Source organism: Caballeronia sordidicola (genome assembly GCF_002220365.1).
Taxonomy (GTDB): Bacteria; Pseudomonadota; Gammaproteobacteria; order Burkholderiales; family Burkholderiaceae; genus Caballeronia; species Caballeronia sordidicola_C.
The window spans coordinates 51,667-68,155 of sequence record NZ_MTHB01000123.1; the positions used below are offsets into that span (position 1 = coordinate 51,667).

14 protein-coding genes and 1 pseudogene are annotated in these 16,489 nt (G+C 60.6%); 4 read left to right on the forward strand and 11 right to left on the reverse strand.

The window, feature by feature from the left end:
• Positions 1-25: 25 nt before the first annotated feature.
• The 9 genes and pseudogenes from BSU04_RS19935 to BSU04_RS19975 form a co-directional block, all read right to left on the reverse strand.
• Positions 26-421: a RidA family protein gene (locus tag BSU04_RS19935; RefSeq protein WP_089162248.1), complete on the reverse strand. Its 396-nt coding sequence runs from the start codon at positions 419-421 to the stop codon at positions 26-28.
• Positions 418-897, reverse strand: coding sequence for an acyl-CoA thioesterase (locus BSU04_RS19940; RefSeq protein ID WP_089162249.1), 480 nt, complete (start codon positions 895-897; stop codon positions 418-420). Before BSU04_RS19940 ends, BSU04_RS19935 begins: the two co-directional genes overlap by 4 nt.
• Complete coding sequence (locus BSU04_RS19945) at positions 894-2,099, reverse strand: acyl-CoA dehydrogenase family protein (protein WP_089162250.1); 1,206 nt, start codon at positions 2,097-2,099, stop codon at positions 894-896. Before BSU04_RS19945 ends, BSU04_RS19940 begins: the two co-directional genes overlap by 4 nt.
• A 1-nt stretch (position 2,100) precedes the next feature.
• Entirely contained in the window at positions 2,101-2,949 is an 849-nt protein-coding gene (locus tag BSU04_RS19950) for an enoyl-CoA hydratase family protein (protein WP_089162251.1), read from the reverse strand.
• 34 nt (positions 2,950-2,983) lie between these two features.
• Complete coding sequence (locus BSU04_RS19955) at positions 2,984-3,523, reverse strand: MarR family winged helix-turn-helix transcriptional regulator (RefSeq protein WP_256983091.1); 540 nt, start codon at positions 3,521-3,523, stop codon at positions 2,984-2,986.
• Positions 3,520-4,302 carry an SDR family NAD(P)-dependent oxidoreductase gene (locus BSU04_RS19960; protein ID WP_089162253.1) on the reverse strand — a complete coding sequence of 261 codons (783 nt, stop codon included), beginning with the start codon at positions 4,300-4,302 and terminating at the stop codon, positions 3,520-3,522. The genes BSU04_RS19955 and BSU04_RS19960 overlap by 4 nt, the downstream gene beginning before the upstream one ends.
• Positions 4,299-6,632: a bifunctional salicylyl-CoA 5-hydroxylase/oxidoreductase gene (locus tag BSU04_RS19965; protein WP_089162254.1), complete on the reverse strand. Its 2,334-nt coding sequence runs from the start codon at positions 6,630-6,632 to the stop codon at positions 4,299-4,301. Before BSU04_RS19965 ends, BSU04_RS19960 begins: the two co-directional genes overlap by 4 nt.
• Positions 6,633-7,021: 389 nt before the next feature.
• Positions 7,022-7,243, reverse strand: a pseudogene (locus BSU04_RS48830) (TMEM175 family protein); the annotation flags it as partial.
• Positions 7,244-7,404: 161 nt separating this feature from the next.
• Positions 7,405-8,733, reverse strand: a complete 1,329-nt coding sequence (locus tag BSU04_RS19975; protein WP_089162351.1) for an NAD(P)/FAD-dependent oxidoreductase — start codon at positions 8,731-8,733, stop codon at positions 7,405-7,407.
• A 420-nt stretch (positions 8,734-9,153) separates the two neighbouring features.
• Here BSU04_RS19975 and BSU04_RS19980 point away from each other — a divergent pair, with 420 nt between their 5' ends.
• A complete protein-coding gene (locus BSU04_RS19980; RefSeq protein WP_089162256.1) occupies positions 9,154-9,813 on the forward strand; it encodes a carbonic anhydrase in 660 nt (219 codons plus the stop codon).
• Between the two features lie 27 nt (positions 9,814-9,840).
• Here the strand turns inward: BSU04_RS19980 and BSU04_RS19985 are convergent, their stop codons facing one another.
• Positions 9,841-10,728, reverse strand: a complete 888-nt coding sequence (locus BSU04_RS19985) for a LysR family transcriptional regulator (RefSeq protein WP_089162257.1) — start codon at positions 10,726-10,728, stop codon at positions 9,841-9,843.
• A 103-nt stretch (positions 10,729-10,831) separates the two neighbouring features.
• Between BSU04_RS19985 and BSU04_RS19990 the strand changes: the two genes are divergently transcribed.
• Positions 10,832-11,671 (forward strand): phytanoyl-CoA dioxygenase family protein, encoded by an 840-nt coding sequence (locus tag BSU04_RS19990; protein WP_089162258.1) that lies wholly within the window; start codon positions 10,832-10,834, stop codon positions 11,669-11,671.
• Between the two features lie 475 nt (positions 11,672-12,146).
• Positions 12,147-12,911 carry a GGDEF domain-containing protein gene (locus tag BSU04_RS19995; protein ID WP_256983094.1) on the forward strand — a complete coding sequence of 255 codons (765 nt, stop codon included), beginning with the start codon at positions 12,147-12,149 and terminating at the stop codon, positions 12,909-12,911.
• Here the strand turns inward: BSU04_RS19995 and BSU04_RS20000 are convergent.
• Positions 12,908-14,359, reverse strand: a complete 1,452-nt coding sequence (locus tag BSU04_RS20000; protein WP_089162260.1) for an aminotransferase-like domain-containing protein — start codon at positions 14,357-14,359, stop codon at positions 12,908-12,910. The two genes, BSU04_RS19995 and BSU04_RS20000, sit on opposite strands and share 4 nt — an antisense overlap.
• Before the next feature lie 271 nt (positions 14,360-14,630).
• On the opposite strand from BSU04_RS20000, the gene BSU04_RS20005 reads away from it, so the two are divergent.
• Positions 14,631-16,205, forward strand: coding sequence for an EAL domain-containing protein (locus tag BSU04_RS20005; RefSeq protein WP_144021289.1), 1,575 nt, complete (start codon positions 14,631-14,633; stop codon positions 16,203-16,205).
• The last annotated feature ends 284 nt before the right edge of the window (positions 16,206-16,489 follow it).

Sequence of the window (16,489 nt, forward strand, 5' to 3'; positions counted from 1 at the left end):
TAAGCGACGAGATAAGCGACGGTTGTTAATCCGGAATAACGGCAGTGGCTTCGATCTCCAGCTTGGCTTCGTCTTCAATGAGCGCGGCCACCTGCACAGCGCTCATCGCAATGTCGTAGTTGCCGATCAGTTCTCGAAACGCGCTGCCCACGTCCCTCAATGCGGCGAGATATTCACGCTTGTCGGTCACGTACCAGGTCAACCGCACGAGGTGCTCCGGGCGCCCTCCCGCAGCGTCGAGCACCGCGACTATGTTGGCCAGCGCCTGGTGCGCCTGCGCGGCGAACTCACTGCTCTGGAAGCGCTCTTGCGCGTCCCAGCCAATCTGCCCTGCTATGAAGACCTGCGTGCCGCGCGCGGCAACGCCGTTCGCGTATCCGCGCGGCTTGACCCAGCCGGCTGGGAGCAATGCTTTTTTCACGACGATGCCTCCTGTGATTCGTCTTTTGATTCGACCTTTCCTTCGGCAAGCGCCGCGGGGTTGAAGCGTGTCAGCGCAGCGCGGATGTCGTCCGGAATATCGATCGACACCCCAGATTCAAGCGACGTTGTCACAAGCACCTGGCGCGCAAGAAAGCGCGTTTCGCCATGCGACTGCGCGTCAATCACAATGCCAACCGAACGAGCACCTATCCGATCAAGCGTCAGCGAAAGCATGAGCGTGTCGCCCATCTGGCTCGGTTTTGAAAACGTGCAATCGAGCTTCACGATCGGCAAGCCGACGCGACGCTTGCAGATCATCGCGGCATAGTCAATGTCGAGTGCTTCGTTGAACCAGTCCTCTACAAGCGCGTTGGTCATCACGAGATACTGCGGAAAAAATACGATGCCGGCGGGATCACAATGCGAAAACCGAATGCGCACCGGCCGCTCGAAATGAGTCAATGGTTCCCTCATGCGTTCCTCGCGGCATGAGCCTTGAGCAGATCCCGCCCGACAATCAACTGCTGCACTTCAGTCGCGCCTTCGTAGATGCGCAGTGCACGAATCTCCCGATACAGTTGCTCGACCACCGCACCGCTTTGCACACCACTCCCGCCCCACAATTGCACGGCCGCATCGATCACTTGCTGCGCGCCCTCGCTCGCATGCCACTTCGCGAGTGCAGCCTCGCGCGTGACGGATTTTCCCTGATCGCGCAACCAAGCCGCCCGATATACGAGCAACGCGGAGCTGTCGATGGTGAGCGCCATCTGCGCAAGCTTCGCCTGCGTCAGTTGGAAGTCACCCAGCGTCTGCCCGAACATCTTGCGCGACGCGGCGCGCTCGATCCCTTCGCTCATGGCTCGCCGCGCGAAGCCAAGCGATGCGGCCGCAACCGACGTGCGAAAGATATCGAGCGTACGCATGGCAAGCTTGAAACCTTCGCCGCGATTTCCCAGTAAAGCGGTACGCGGCACGCGTGCATTCTCGAAAGAAAGGCGCGCTAGCGGATGCGGCGCGATCACATCGAGCCGTTCGGCAATGCGCAGTCCCGGGGTATCCGCATCGACGACAAACGCACTGATGCCACGCGCGCCCGCCGCCTCGCCGGTACGGGCGAACACTACGTAAAAGTCCGCGATGCCGCCGTTCGAGATCCAGGTCTTCTCGCCATCGAGCACATAAGAATCGCCGTCTTCGCGCGCGCTGAGCGCGAGTGCCGCGACGTCCGAGCCTGCATCGGGTTCGGTCAGTGCAAACGCCGCGATGGCCTCGCCGCTCGCCACGCGGGGCAGATAACGCTGCTTTTGCGCTTCGTTGCCGCCAAGCGAAATCGCGCCTGATCCAAGTCCTTGCATCGCAAGCACGAAGTCAGCGAGACCACTGTGGCGAGCAAGCGTTTCGCGCAGCAGGCAAACGGCGCGCGTGTCGATGGTGTCGCCGTGTCCGCCGTAAGCCGTTCCGCCTACGCCATAACGCAGCCACCCTGCCTCACCCAGTTCACGTACGAGACGGCGGCAGATCGCATCGACGTTCGCATGGTCGGCATGGGTGTCCCCCAGATGCTCCGCTGCCCAGGTGTCGATACGTACGCCGAGTTCGCGATGCCTTGGTTCAAAGAACGGCCATGCGAGGGCATCGTGGAAAGCGTCGGAAGTCGTTTGAGGATTGGCCAACTCAATCTCCCTCGAACACGGGCCGCGTCTTCGCAGCAAATGCGCGATACGCGCGGCCGAAATCGTTGGTCGCCATGCAGATTGCCTGAGCCTGCGCTTCGGATTCGATGGCGTCGTCGATGCTCATGCTCCATTCCTGATGCAGCATCTTCTTCGTCATGCCATGCGCGAAAGTCGGCCCCGACGCAAGGTCGGACGCAAGCGATTGCGCTTCGCGCCGAACGTCGTCGGGTTCGCATAGCCTGTTATAGAAGCCCCACGCGAAACCCTCGTCACCGCTTGCCGAGCGCCCGGTGAAAAGCAGTTCGGCCGCCCTTCCCTGACCAATGATGCGCGGCAGGATCGCACAAGCGCCCATGTCGCAACCCGCCAGTCCCACGCGGGTGAACAGAAACGCGAGCTTGCTTCGCGCGGTTCCTAGCCGCATGTCCGAAGCCATCGCCAGGATCGCCCCCGCTCCGGCGCAGATGCCATCAACTGCCGCAACAATCGGCTGCGGGCAATGACGCATCGCTTTGACGAGGTCTCCCGTCATGCGCGTGAACATGAGCAACTCGGGCATGGGCAGGTCGACGAGCGGCGCGATGATGTCGTGTACGTCGCCACCAGAGCAAAAGTTGCTTCCAGCGCCGTGGAGCACGATGCTTTTTACATCGGTGGCGTAAGCGAGCTGGCGGAACAGGTCACGCAACTCCGCATACGATTCGAACGTCAGCGGATTCTTGCGTTCAGGCCGGTGAAGAGTGATCGTGCCAACTCCCAGTTCCACCGTCCAGCCAAAATGCTTGGCACGATAGTCGCCAAGGGTCGTGCGGTTACCGGCAAAAAGCGCGGCGGTGTTGTCGTTCATCGACTGTCTCCGTATCTGTGTGCTTTGGCAGGCTTCACGAATCCGTGCGCTCACGCAAATGTTGCTTGAGCTTGCCCAGCTTCTGATGCATCCGTGCTTTGTCCGCCAGCGGCAAACCGCCGAACAACTCAACGACCCATTGTTCGTGCGCACGCGCCATGCGGTCGAACGACTCACGGCCATGGGCAGTGAGTCGCACGGCAAACGAACGGCGGTCGTTCGGATCGGTATCGCGCACAACAAAGCCTTCCTTCTCCAACTGGTCTGTCAGACCTGTCACGTTGCCGCCGGTAACCATCAACCGTCGTGAAAGCTCGTTCATCTTCAGGCCTTCGGGATGGCGCTCGAGTTGCGCCATCAGGTCAAAGCGCGGCAGCGTGGTGTCGAATTCGGCGCGCAGACGTTTGCGTAACTCAGCCTGCACCAGATTTGTCGTGGTAAGCATGCGCAGCCACAAGCGCAGTCCCATGTGGCTGTCGACGCCAGTGCTCATCTCAAGGTCGACAACGTTGCCGGCAGCCTTGGCCTTCTCGGGCGCGGCAGTTTTAACCGTGCGGGCAGCGGGCTTGTTCACATTACTTCTCCACCTGAAATGGAAATGGTCTGGCCGGTGATCGATCGCGACTCGGGCAGGCACAGCCATAACGCTGAACTGGCAACTTCGTCCGGTGTCACAAAGCGGCGTTGCGGATTCGATCGCAGCAGCGCCTCGCGTGCCTCGTCCTCGCTACGTCCGGTTTGCGCAACGATCTTTTCGATCGACTGTTCGAGCAGTCCGGTTTCGGTATAACCGGGACATACGGCATTGACGGTCACGCCACGCGTCGCCACTTCGAGCGCGAGCGAACGTGTCAAACCGATCACGCCATGCTTGGCCGCGCAATACGCAGCAACATACGCATACCCTACCTGACCTGCAGTACTCGCCACGTTGACAATGCGCCCGCTGCGGCGCTCAAGCATTCCTGGCAAGACCTCTTGCGTGCAAAGAAAGACGCCTGTGAGATTCACGTCGAGCATGCGTTTCCACAGTGCCAGATCAGTCTTCGCAAACGGCGCGGCTTCGGCCTGTCCCGCGTTATTAACGAGGATGTCGATGAAGCCATGCGCGCGTGTCGCAGCGAACGCAGCAGCAACGGAATCGGCAGACGTGACATCGACACTCTGCACACGCACCGTTCCGGCTTCGCTCAGGACTTCAGCCTGATAGGCGAGCCGCGCCGCATCGCGGCCCATCAACGTGACCTGCGCGCCGGCTGTCACCAAAGCGTGGGCGATGGCGGCGCCAATACCACTGCCGCCGCCTGTGACCACTGCGTGCTGGCCGTCGAGCGAATAAGTTGACGTGTTCATGCTTCGCTCCGCGCACGCTGCGCGCGCTCACGTTCATAGCCGCGCTCGAGCTGCGACTTCGCGGCGTAATATTGCTTCGGCCAGGTGATATCGACATAACCCAGCTTCGCTGCCTGATCGAGCGTCCACGAGGGATTGGCAAGATGCGGGCGCGCCACGGCGCAGAGGTCGGCGCGGCCCGCTGCAATGATGCTGTTCACGTGGTCTGCTTCCGAGATCGCGCCGACCGCGATGGTCGCAATGCCCGCCTCGTTACGCACGCGATCCGAAAAGGGCGTCTGGAACATGCGGCCGTAGACCGGCTTCTCCTGCTTGCTCACCTGTCCCGACGATACGTCGATCATGTCAGCACCTGCTTGCTTGAACGCTCGCGCGATCAGCACGGCGTCGTCTGGCGTGATGCCGCCATCTACCCAATCATGCGCCGAGATGCGCACCGAAATGGGCTTGTCCTTGGGCCACGTCGCACGGATCGCATTGAATACTTCGATCGGAAAACGCAGACGGTTCGCGGGTGAACCGCCGTATTCATCGTCGCGTTGATTCGTGAGCGGGGAGAGAAAACCGGACAGCAGATAACCGTGCGCGCAGTGCAGTTCAAGCCAGTCGAAACCGGCGTTTGCGGCAAGCTCGGTCGAGCGCACGAACTGCGCCTTGATCTCGTGCAGATCGCCGGCGGTTGCTGCGCGCGACCATTGACTGATGTCCTTCAAGTACTGCTGCCGCGACGCCGATACGATTGGCCAGTTGCCCTCTTCAAGCGGCTTGTCAATTCCTTCCCAACTCACGCGAGTCGATGCCTTCGCGCCCGCATGACCAAGCTGGATGCCGATCTTTGCATCGCTTTCACGATGCACGAAGTCGACAATGCGTTGCCATGCGTCGCGTTGCGTATCGTTATACAAACCGGGACAGCCGGGCGTGATGCGACCCTCGGGGGAGACGCAGGTCATCTCCGTCATCACCAGTGCAGCGCCGCCCATGGCGCGGGCGCCGAGATGCATCAAATGGTAGTCACCCGCGATGCCATCGACAGCCGAATACTGAGCCATTGGAGAGACCACCACGCGGTTCTTCAGCGTTACGCCGCGCACGGTGAATGGTGTGAACATCGGCGGGACGGAGCGCTTGCTGTCGCTGTCGATATCAAGCCCCGAACGCTTCGCGATCCAGTTTTCAAACTCGGCGAGATAGGCGGCATCGCGTGAACGCAGGTTTTCATGGGAGATGCGTTGCGAGCGCGTGAGCAGCGAGTAGGCGAACTGCTCCGGCTCGAAAGACGCGTACCGGTCCACGTTTTCGAACCACTCGGTGGAGTTGCGCGCGGCGTTCTGGATGCGCAGGACGTCGACGCTGCGTACGTCTGTATAGTGATCGAGCGCGGCCGGCAGATCGCCCGGATGCGCCGCAATGCTGTTCGTCAGCTCGATCGCATCTTCAAGCGCGAGCTTGGTGCCGGAGCCGATCGAGAAGTGCGCCGTGTGCGCGGCATCGCCCATCAGGACCACAGGCGTCACGCTGCCGTCGCTATTCGCGCGGTCATGCACCCACGTTTCGTTCACGATGCGCGGAAACCGGATCCACTGCGAGGAGCCGCGCAAATGCTGAGCGTTGGACTTGAGCGCATGGCCGTCGAGATACTTGGCGAAAAGCCGCTCGCAAAACGCAATGCCATCTTCCTTGCTCATTTCATCCAGGCCCGCCGCACGCCAGACCCGTTCCGGCGCCTCCACGATAAACGTGGACATGTGGTCGTCGAAACGATACGCATGCGCCTGAAACCAGCCGAACTCGGTCTTCTCGAACGCGAACGTGAAGGCATCGAACAGCTTCTCTGTGCCAAGCCAGACGAAGCGGCAGTCGCGCAGATCGATGTCAGGCTTGTAAGTGGCCGCGTACTTCGTGCGCACGACGCTGTTGGCGCCATCGCACGCAATGATGAGGTCGGCGTCGTACGCTTCGTCGCTGGTGACTTGGGTTTCGAACACCAACTTCACGCCAAGTTCCTCCGCCCGCTCCTGAAGAATGTTCAACAGGCGCTTGCGGCCAATGCCGCAGAAACCGTGACCGGAGGAGCGTTGCGTACGACCGTTGATATGGATGTCGATGTCGTCCCAGTGATTGAACGCATCGAGAATGGCCGCCGCACTCGCCTCGTCCGCACGCCGCAGGTTGCCAAGCGTCTGGTCGGAGAACACCACGCCCCAGCCGAAGGTGTCGTACGGGCGGTTGCGCTCCACGACCGTCACGTCGTTAGCGGGATTTTGCTTCTTCATCAGCAAGCCAAAGTACAGACCCGCGGGGCCGCCACCAATACAAACGATGCGCATAGTGCGCTCCAGGCTGAAAAGTCAGCTTTAATTTAGGCCTTGATAGTTTAGGTGTCAAGTAAATTTATAAAGAGGGCAGGATAGGCGTGACCCAACTGATCCGAAACAATAAAGTCTGTCATGCGTTTTTCACAATGTGAACTGCAATGAGCCGGTACGCGTCTGAGCTACTGTCTGTGGGTGGGCAAGGAACTGGGCGCTGGCCTCGATACGGCCGGCAGGATAAGTAACGCTTGAGTCTGCCGGTTTGGACCTTATTCTCTCCGGCGGTGCAACGCTCTCGCAGATGCTTCACGGACATTGACGGTCAGTCTTGTTATTCCCGGCTGACGTACGGGTGTGACGCTAGTGTCTCTTTCTCGGCCAGAACAGCCGGTGGGGCGGAGCCATCATTGCCCGCCGCGACGACGAAGAGTCCGCCGTATTCTCACATCCACCTTACAGAGACGCTCGAACATGTAGTGATGGTTGAGCCAGATGATTCCGGCGTAGATGAACGCAATCAAGTAGGCCAAGTAGGAAGACCATTCCGCCAGAAGCTCTTCGCCCAATCTACCCGGCGCAGCATTCGGGCGATGGATTTCCAGGACAAGTAGCGTAACGATGATGGCGAAAGCCCCATCTCAGGGCGACCCTTCTCCGTCATACGAGGTCAATCAAGATCTCCGGCCGTTCTTAGAATTGCAACGGCCGTTAATCAATGCAGTTGAATCGTACTGGAGGTGCAATCTCCCGAAGTGGGCTGCCACGACGGCTCGCCCGCGGCCTCAACTCACATCATTTCGGGGCTGCTCAGTTTCGTGCCGTCGGAAAAGCGGGCCAGTCTGTAGGGACTAATGTCGAACTGCGGCGCCTCCTCCATTACCAGCCGGCTCACGAGCACGCCAGCGCCTGGCCCTAGTCCAAAGCCGTGTCCGCTGAAGCCGGATGCGATCACGAGACCGGGTTTCGCAGTCACCTTCGAGATGACGGGGACGAGGTCCGGCGTCGTGTCGATCGCGCCCGCCCAGGCGTGAGCGATCCGCAAGCCCGACAGCTCGGGAAACACGCTGGCCACGTTTTGCAGGGCACGGTCGAGCCATTCGGCATCAGGCCGGGGATCCAGCACCCGTGTTTCTTCGAACGGCGAGACGTCATCGTCGCGCCAGGTCGCGCTTGCCTCCGGTCCGTGGAAGAAGCTGACACCAACGCGAATCTTCAGTTTTTTCTTCAGCTTGCTGCGGAACACGGTGCGGAACTTCACCGAATGCCGCAGGTTTTGCGGCGCGAGTTCCACGCGTCCATAGCCGGGAACAGCAATGGTGTAGCCGCCGTCCAACCGTCGCCTCAGCGCGAAGTCAGGCCCGGAGAAACAGCCTTCGATGACCCGCGGCGCCGCAGCGGTTCGCAACGCCGTTCCCATCACGTTGATGGCGGGCAGATCGATGCCGTGATGCTGGCAGAACAAAGCGCTCCAGGCGCCTCCCGCGAGAACGACGGTGTCGGCCGCGAGCCGGCCGCGCTCCGTCCAGATGCCGGAGACACGCCCCGCACTCGTGTCGAGACTTCGTACCGCGCAGTTCTGATACACCTTCGCGCCGAGGACTTGCGCGCCGCGAGCAATCGCAGGCGCGGCTTTCGACGGCTCGGCACGGCCGTCCGAGACCGACCACAGACCTCCGGCCCACTTCGCACGTCCGGACGGAATGCGCGCTGCCAGTTCGCGCGCACTGAGGATCTCGCTGTTAAAGCCGACTTCCCGGGCGCGAGCAAGCCACGATTCCCATTGCGCGACGTCAGATTGATGCTCCGTGCCGTACAGAATGCCCGCCTTCCGAAACCCAATGTCCTCGCCCAGTTCTTCGCTTAGTTCGCTCCAGCGCTTGAGGCTCTGCATCGCCAGCGGCAACTCATAGAGGTCACGGTTCTGCTGACGCACCCAGCCCCAATTGCGCCCTGACTGCTCGCAGCCGATAACGCCCTTTTCGAGCAGCGCCACCTGGACGCCGCGTCGCGCCAGTTCATACGCGGTGCTGACGCCAACGATGCCGCCGCCTATCACCGCGACGTCGCATCGCCCGGGGAAACCTTCGCTATCCGTGACTTCGTCGATCCTTAGCATGTCATAGCCGTTGGTTGCCGTTTCTCGTTGGGTTACTGCAGTCAAGACCTTCGGAAATGCGCGCCTGGAGCGCGATTTCGCCATCCGCAGATAGTGGCTACGATTTTGGTATCTTCCACCGCTTCGCTGATAGGACGATCCTGTTGTATCTGGAGGGGGTACGACGATGATCCGCCAAGCGCTGCGGTAAAACGTCAATTGCAAACTTGCGGACCGCATGAAGATGCGATGCCGGCTCGCGGCCCCGGCTTCAGACGGCAGAGACGACCAAACGGTAACGGCTCGCACGGACGATCGGCTTGAGGCATCGACGATCGAAGTTCAGCCGACGCGCGATGTCGGCGATAATGTCGGCCTCAGCGGCGCGACGGCGTATCGAACGGTCGTGCCAGCATCCGGCATTCTATTTGGGAGGACGCCATGCGTGACATTGTCGACGGCTTTCTGCGCTTTCAGCGCGATGTCTATCCGCAACGCGCGGAGCTTTTCAGGCAGCTAGCAACGACGCAAAATCCGAAGGCGCTGTTCGTCACCTGCTCGGACAGCCGCGTCGTGCCCGAACTGCTCACACAGCGCGAGCCGGGCGAGCTATTCGTGATCCGCAACGCGGGCAATATCGTGCCGTCGTACGGTCCGGAACCGGGCGGCGTGTCCGCCACAGTCGAATATGCAGTCGCGGTACTGGGCGTGCAGGACATCGTGGTGTGCGGCCACTCTGACTGCGGAGCGATGGGTGCGATTTCGCGCTGCACGTGTCTGGATCATCTGCCGGCGGTCGCGAACTGGCTGCGTCACTCGGACGCCGCGAAAGCGATCAACGCGGCGCATCAGTTCGACACACCTCGCGCGAAGCTCGACGGCCTCGTGCGTGAAAACGTGATCGCGCAACTGGCGAACCTGCGCACGCATCCGTCGGTGGCCCTCGCGCTCGAACAGGGGCGCATGAATCTGCACGGCTGGGTCTACGACATCGAGACGGGTAACATCGATGCGCTCGACGGCGCGACACGACGCTTCGTTCCGCTAGCTGCCTCGCCGACCACCGTCGCGGTGGCTGCGCGCAACGGCGGACGGATCTGATGGCAACAGGTTGAGGGCGCTCGCATTTCAGGGCCGCGCGGCAATCTCGCGCGCGAGCTCCACGAACGCGCTCAACACCGCAGGCGGCGATGGATTCGTCCACGCGAGCAGCACTTCGCTCACTGCATGGCGTTCGCGAAGCGGCCGATACACCACGTTATCCATGTGCACGCGCTGGACCGAGGCGGGCACCAGCGCAATGCCGAATCCCGAGCTCACGAGTCCGAGCGATGCGTAGATCTGTCCCATTTCGAATAACGGCGATGGCGTGAAGCCGCCCAGCGCGCAGAGCTGATTGATCATGGCGTGATAGTCGGGCGCGACATCCTTGCGATAGTTGATGACGCGCATGTTCGCGCAATCGACGATCGAAATGGTGCGTCTCGCGGCGAGCGGATTGTCCTTTGCAATAGCAATGACGAACGGCTCGCGGAGGATCATTGTGGATGCCAGGTTCGTCTCAGGCGGCACGGCGCGCACGAACGCGACATCGACTTCACCGCGCGCGAGCGCGTTGACCTGCTCGGCGGCCGTGAACCAGCGCAACTCGATGGATACATCGGGGAAGCGTTGCTGGAACTCGCGAATGAGCGCGGGCAACAGCGTGTACGCGATGTGTTCGAAGAAGCCGACCGCCAGGCGCCCAATCTCGCCGCGCGCCGCGCGCTGTGAGTCGATCACGGCAGCATCCGCCGATGCCAGAATGCGCTGGGCGCGATCCGCGAACACCATTCCCGCCGACGACAACCCCACGCGTTTGCCGCGCCGGTCGAACAGCTCCACACCCAATTCTTCTTCGAGTTCGCGAATCTGGCGGCTCAGCGGCGGCTGCGCCATGTGCAGGCGCTCGGCGGCTTTGGTGAAGTTCAGGGTTTGCGCGACAGCCAGGAAATAGCGCAGATGACGAAGCTCCATGTCATACCTTTAAGGTACTGAAAGCGAACTTATTATATCTTTTACATCGCTTCCGGATGGCACTACGATCGATCTTCAAACAATCAACAAGGAGATACGCATCGTGAAACTCAGTGGCGCCCAACTGACCGCTTATGCGCGCGATGGCTTCGTCGTGCTGCCGTCCTTGCTGTCCGGCGAGGAAGTGCAGGAAATGAAGCGCGAGCTAAAGCGCATCCAGCAAATCGATACCGATCATCTGGTGCGCGAAAAAACCGGTGGCATCGCGAAGACGATCTACAAGGTGCACGAAACGCAGAGTCCGACGGCATCGCCGGTGTTTCACGCGTTATCGCGCGCGCCGCGACTGCTGGAGCCCGCGCAGCAGCTATTGAACGATCCGGCGCTCTACATTCATCACACCAAGTGCAACCTGAAAACCGCCATCGATGGTTCGGTATGGCAATGGCATCAGGACTTCGGAACGTGGCACCTTGACGGCGTGCCGAATCCGACGATGACCACCGCGCTCGTCATGCTCGATGAACCGACCGAAATGGGGGGCTGCCTGTACTTCATTCCCGCAAGCCACAAGCTCGGCTCGCTGCAACCCGCATTCGATGACGCGACCGGATACCGCTTTTATGTCGTGCCGAAGCCGACGATGCTCGACATTCTATCGACGCATCCCAAAGCGGTGCCGATCATGGGTGCGCCAGGAACGGTCGTGTTCTTCGACGCCAACATCGTGCATTCGTCGGGTCATAATCTTTCCGGAGACGACCGCTGGCAGGCATATATCGTGTACAACCCGGTCGCGAATCGGCCCGCCGATGTGGAGAAGCCACGGCCGGATTACGTGCGTTCGACCAACTTCATGCCGTTGCAATTGGGTAGCGACGACATTCTGAACCAGCGGCATGCGGTGCACGACTATGAAAGCGGGTTAGACGCAGTGCGGTGATCAGCACGTGTCCAGAAAATACACTTCAATCCTTCGTGCAATCTGAACTCGTACCGCTCACGTTTCGCGACATTGTTGCCAGGTGGCTGGAAATTCGAGGATGCCAGTCATCGCGACGTCAATCGTGCTACCGCACGCCGCTCGCTTCATCGAACAAATTACACACACCATCCAGTCACGCAATTGCTCTGGCAATGCGTCGGCGATGAATTGGTATCCGGCCTTCCCTACGCGCCGGTCCCAGTTCCAAGTTCGAGAACGGCACGCACTGATCCGTTTTTTTTAGTGCATGTGATACTCGTTTCTTAAAAAAATCTCAGTCATAGTCACCCCCTCTGCCAACCGTGCGCTTCCTCGGCGGGACCCCAGGCCACAAACAGTCGCTGCAGCGCAGGCGTTCCTGCTCGTTCCCCGCCACAGGACAAACATGCGTTTCACGCAGTCTCCCGAGACACAATTACGGTTCGAGCTAGTCATGGATATCGGCAGGCTGATCACACCAGCAAACGGAACGGTTGCCGTCATTCTCCCGAACACGGCCACGGTCGTCGTCGCTCGCCAGGTTCAGTTCGGCGGGACTCGCCGGCTATCAGCCGAGTCCACGATCGCGCTGGCCGCGGGCGCCGCGTGGACAAGGCAACAGCGCCAAGCGCTCGGTGTGAGGAATTCGCTTCGGCAAGGCGACCGCATTGTCCGGACCGCTCGATTTCGTTTGAACAGTTCCTGGTCGTGTGCACGGCGTGCGTTTCTATCGAAGCTCGATACTGCTTTGCGCGAGTCCCGCGACGGTCTCGCCGCCGTGATGTTCATCGACCTCGACGGCTTCAAGGCAGTCAACGATACCTACGGGCACCTATCCGGCGACAATGTGCTCGTCGAAGTCGCCGCGCGCATTCGCCACTGCGTGCGTAATAGCGATGTGGTCGCGCGTCTCGCCGGCGATGAGTTCACCGTCCTGCTAGCCGGCAGCGTGTCCGGCAAACACGCGATCACGGGCATTGCACAAGTCATTTTGCAAACGCTCGGCCAGCCAATGCGAATTGACGGAAGGGTCATTCAGTTGTCAGCCAGCATTGGCGTCCTCGTGCCCGAACCGAGCGCGACGCTGTCGAGCGAAGTCCTGCTGAGGGCCGCAGACGATGCGATGTATCGCGCCAAGCAGGCAGGTAAAGGACGTTTTGTCATGCAGGAGATTTCCGCGCTCAACGCGCCTTTGGCTGCCGTATCGTCCGGCCGCTAGAACGGCTGTGCGGGTCCGGCGAGGCTCGCAGATACAAGCGCCTCGTCCTGAGCGAGCTCGCCGAGGGTGGCCATCGCGCGCTCTATTTCCGGCGACCACGGATACCCGTAGTTCAGCCGGATGTGATGGCGAAATTCACCGCTGGCTGAAAACATAGGCCCGGGCGCGACGCTGATCCCCCGCTCGAGCGCCGCTTCGAACAGGCGTAGTGAATCGACCTGGCGCGGCAGCTCTACCCACGTGAAGTAACCACCGTCTGGGTGAGTCGCAGTGCTTTGCGCAGGAAAATACCGGTTGATGGCGCTCAGCATGGCCGCCTGCTGAGCCGCCAGATCGCGGCGAAGCTTGCGCAGGAACCGGTCGTAGCCGCCATGCTCGAGGTAGTCGGCTATCGCGCGTTGCGCCGGGACGCTAGCCGACAGCGTCGTCATCCACTTCGCGCGCTCGAGCCGTTCCGCGAATCGTCCCGCCGCCGCCCAGCCGATCCGGTAACCGGGTGCGAGGCTCTTCGCGAACGATCCACAATGCAGCACGAGTCCGCGCCGGTCGAAGAATTTCGCCGGGCGGTTCGGCAACGGTCCAAAACGCAGCTCGCTGTACACGTCGTCTTCGATAAGCGGTACTTCGTACTTCGCGAGCAAGGCGACCAGCGCCTGCTTTTTTGTGTCGGAGAGCGTCGCGCCTGTCGGGTTCTGAAACGCGGTCATGAACCAGCATGCGCGGATCGGATGGTGGTCGAGCGCCTGCGCGAGCGCCTCCATGTCGTGACCTTCCACAGGGTGGACAGGTATTTCCACAACCTTCAGTTGAAGCCGCTCGATCGCCTGGAGCGCCGCATAAAACGTAGGTTTTTCGATGACGATTTCGTCGCCTGCGCGAGTAAGAACCTGAAGGCTCAGCGTCAACGCATCGAGTGCGCCGCTCGTGATGATGATTTCATCGACATGAACCACCATCCCGGTCATCAGGTAGCGCAGTGCTATCTGACGACGCAATGCGTCATCGCCAGGCGGCAGCGCGGCCACCATTTTTGCGAGATCAGTCGAACGATTGACCAATGCGCACGACTTTCCAAGACGTTGCATCGGAAAGACCGCGGGACTCATGAATGCCGAGCCGAGTGCCACGGTATGCATGTCCCTGGTCGAGTGGAGCACTTCGAACACGAGCTCACTGATGTTGACGGATTTCGACGGTTCATCCGGCGTCGAGGCTGCTCCATGCAGGGGAACGCCAGGAGCGGCCGCCGAGACGAAATAGCCCGAGCGTGGCCGCGCCACGATCAAGCCCTGCCTTTCGAGCATGTAATACGCGCGAAACACGGTGGATGGACTGACGCCATAAGCGTCGCACGCAGCGCGAATCGCAGGGATGCGCGTGCCCGGCGGCAGGTCGCCACGCTCGATCAGGGCGCCGATTTGCGAGGCCAGCCGCTCATAACGTTTCATCTTCGGCTCCCATGCAAGACGGGCTGCACCATGACTTGATCGATAGGCTCTACCTGATGCGACCCGTTGTCAACGCTCGCCGGTGGCGCTTTCCAGAAGGCGTCTGATACGTCTTTTCTGGACGAATCTGCCCCTGTCGCTGTACGCCGTTCACTGGCAAAGTGCGCTTCCATTCCAATCATCGAATTTTATCGGAGGAGTCGCCAGCGCTTATCAAGCGCAGTCGCTTCGACCGTTCCAGGCCCACGTAATTTGCGAAGAAGAGACATTCATGTCGTTGGGTCTTGTAGGGAAACTTTCGAAGCGTCGCGCTGTCGAGTCGCGGCGTTTCGATTTCATTCGCGGGACAGTCATACTTCTACTAGCTGCCGCCAGGCTATCGGCCGCACACGCGGATACCGGCGCGGGCTCTTACACCGGCACGAATGCCGAACACAGCTATTCCGGCATTATTGGCCAGCTGCAGAAAACGTTCGGCGAACCCGCGCCGGCAGCCGAGTCGTCCGTCCGGTTTGGCGCGGCGTGCGCACTTCCAATCTCGCTTCCCCTGATTCCGGCCTCACTCGCGGGTCCTGACGCGAGTCCGGTATTTCCCCTCACCCGTGTGTGCGACTCGCTGCTTGATGCGTTCGACGAGGGCAGCGAAAACACGGTAAGCAACGTTAGCGAACGGTCGCTTGCAAGGCTCGAATGGAGCGCGCCCTCGCAGACCTTTCTCTTCACGCTGGAGCCCCGCCTCGACTCTTCCGACTCCGGATGGTCGCCCGGCGACGATGAGAACGCTGTCGCCCATGTAGAGGACCGGACAGTCGAGTTCGCCGAAGACACGTCGGCAACGGATGACAGCAGTTGCTCGACGAGCCCGCCATGCAATGCCCATCCTTCCCCGACGGTTAGCCAGAACAAAGCCCCGACAACTGAGCGCATCGGGTTCGCCACGCCTTCCGTAACGGCCGGGTCCAATGCGTCGGCGCGCGTCTGGAGTCGTCTGCTCTGGCCGTTTCTGCTTGCGCTCGTTGCTGCAGTGGGATGGCTGCTGTTCAGACGCTGGACCCGCTACGACAAAGCGCTGATACGGGCAGCGCGAACCGGACTCAGGCGTCGCGAGTTTCATCTCGAATATCAACCCGTGGCGAGCTTGAGACAAGGCAGATGCGTGGGCGTCGAGGCGTTGCTGCGATGGGACAACTCGGCATTCGGCTCACTGGGCCCCGACCACTACATGCCATTCATCGAGAAAAGCAGTCTGGTCGGGCGGTTGACGCAATACGTACTGTCGACTGCTACGCGTGAGATAGGCGCGATCCCGGACGCGAGGTCGCTTTATGTGAGCATCAACATGTCCGCGGCGCACCTGCTAAGCGCGGAGTTCATGGAAGATCTCCGCAATACGATTCGTGCCAGCACGCCCACGGTGATACTCGAACTCAATAAAGACGAGGTCACGGAAACAGGACCGCAACTGGCGCGAGTCATGACAAGTGCTCGCGCACTAGGTGTGCAGTTCGCACTCGCGGGAATCGGTGCGCCTTTCTCCGATCTTCGCTCGTATTCACAAATGAACTTCGAGATGGTCAAGGTAAGCCGGGACATCTTCGAGCTCACTCCCTACGAGCGATCGCGTCACTTTGAATCGATTATCGGCATGGCGCACCGTCTTGATGTGATGGTCGTAGTGGAGGGCGTGGAAACGGCAGCGCAGCATGCCGCCGTGCGCACGACACAAGCGGAATTCGGTCAGGGATTCTTTTATGGCCGAGCGCTCAAAATTGCCCGTCTCGCGGCATTTCTTGCTGACGGGGGTGGCGCCGCCATCCCTGCATGGCGCATCAGGAAATATTCGTAGAGCGAGCGCTCGGCGCGCGCGGCCGATGTCAGTCGCAACGCTTTGTCGTGGCGGGATTTCAACCACGCCATTCCCGGGCCGGGGATCTTGTTGAAACAAGCCCGGCGCTCTGCACAAATAATCTGATCCGCCGATTCTTGCCTCAACTGATCCTTCTAAATTTCCGCACGCACGGGCATTGTCTGGGTTTTGTTTACCAAAGGGACAATTTAGGCATGCGAGGGAACGGCCTAAATCAGACGCCAACAACCGGTCGGCCGCTCGCACCGCGTCTCACAACAAAC

What these genes read in the sequence shown, in the direction of transcription:
- BSU04_RS19940 (WP_089162249.1), bottom strand. Translation starts at nt 897, where the DNA reads ATGAGGGAACCATTGACTCATTTCGAGCGGCCGGTGCGCATTCGGTTT.
- BSU04_RS19950 (WP_089162251.1), bottom strand. Translation starts at nt 2,949, where the DNA reads ATGAACGACAACACCGCCGCGCTTTTTGCCGGTAACCGCACGACCCTT.
- BSU04_RS19960 (WP_089162253.1), bottom strand. Translation starts at nt 4,302, where the DNA reads ATGAACACGTCAACTTATTCGCTCGACGGCCAGCACGCAGTGGTCACA.
- BSU04_RS19965 (WP_089162254.1), bottom strand. Translation starts at nt 6,632, where the DNA reads ATGCGCATCGTTTGTATTGGTGGCGGCCCCGCGGGTCTGTACTTTGGC.
- BSU04_RS19975 (WP_089162351.1), bottom strand. Translation starts at nt 8,733, where the DNA reads ATGCTAAGGATCGACGAAGTCACGGATAGCGAAGGTTTCCCCGGGCGA.
- BSU04_RS19980 (WP_089162256.1), top strand. Translation starts at nt 9,154, where the DNA reads ATGCGTGACATTGTCGACGGCTTTCTGCGCTTTCAGCGCGATGTCTAT.
- BSU04_RS19985 (WP_089162257.1), bottom strand. Translation starts at nt 10,728, where the DNA reads ATGGAGCTTCGTCATCTGCGCTATTTCCTGGCTGTCGCGCAAACCCTG.
- BSU04_RS19995 (WP_256983094.1), top strand. Translation starts at nt 12,147, where the DNA reads ATGGATATCGGCAGGCTGATCACACCAGCAAACGGAACGGTTGCCGTC.
- BSU04_RS20000 (WP_089162260.1), bottom strand. Translation starts at nt 14,359, where the DNA reads ATGAAACGTTATGAGCGGCTGGCCTCGCAAATCGGCGCCCTGATCGAG.
- BSU04_RS20005 (WP_144021289.1), top strand. Translation starts at nt 14,631, where the DNA reads ATGTCGTTGGGTCTTGTAGGGAAACTTTCGAAGCGTCGCGCTGTCGAG.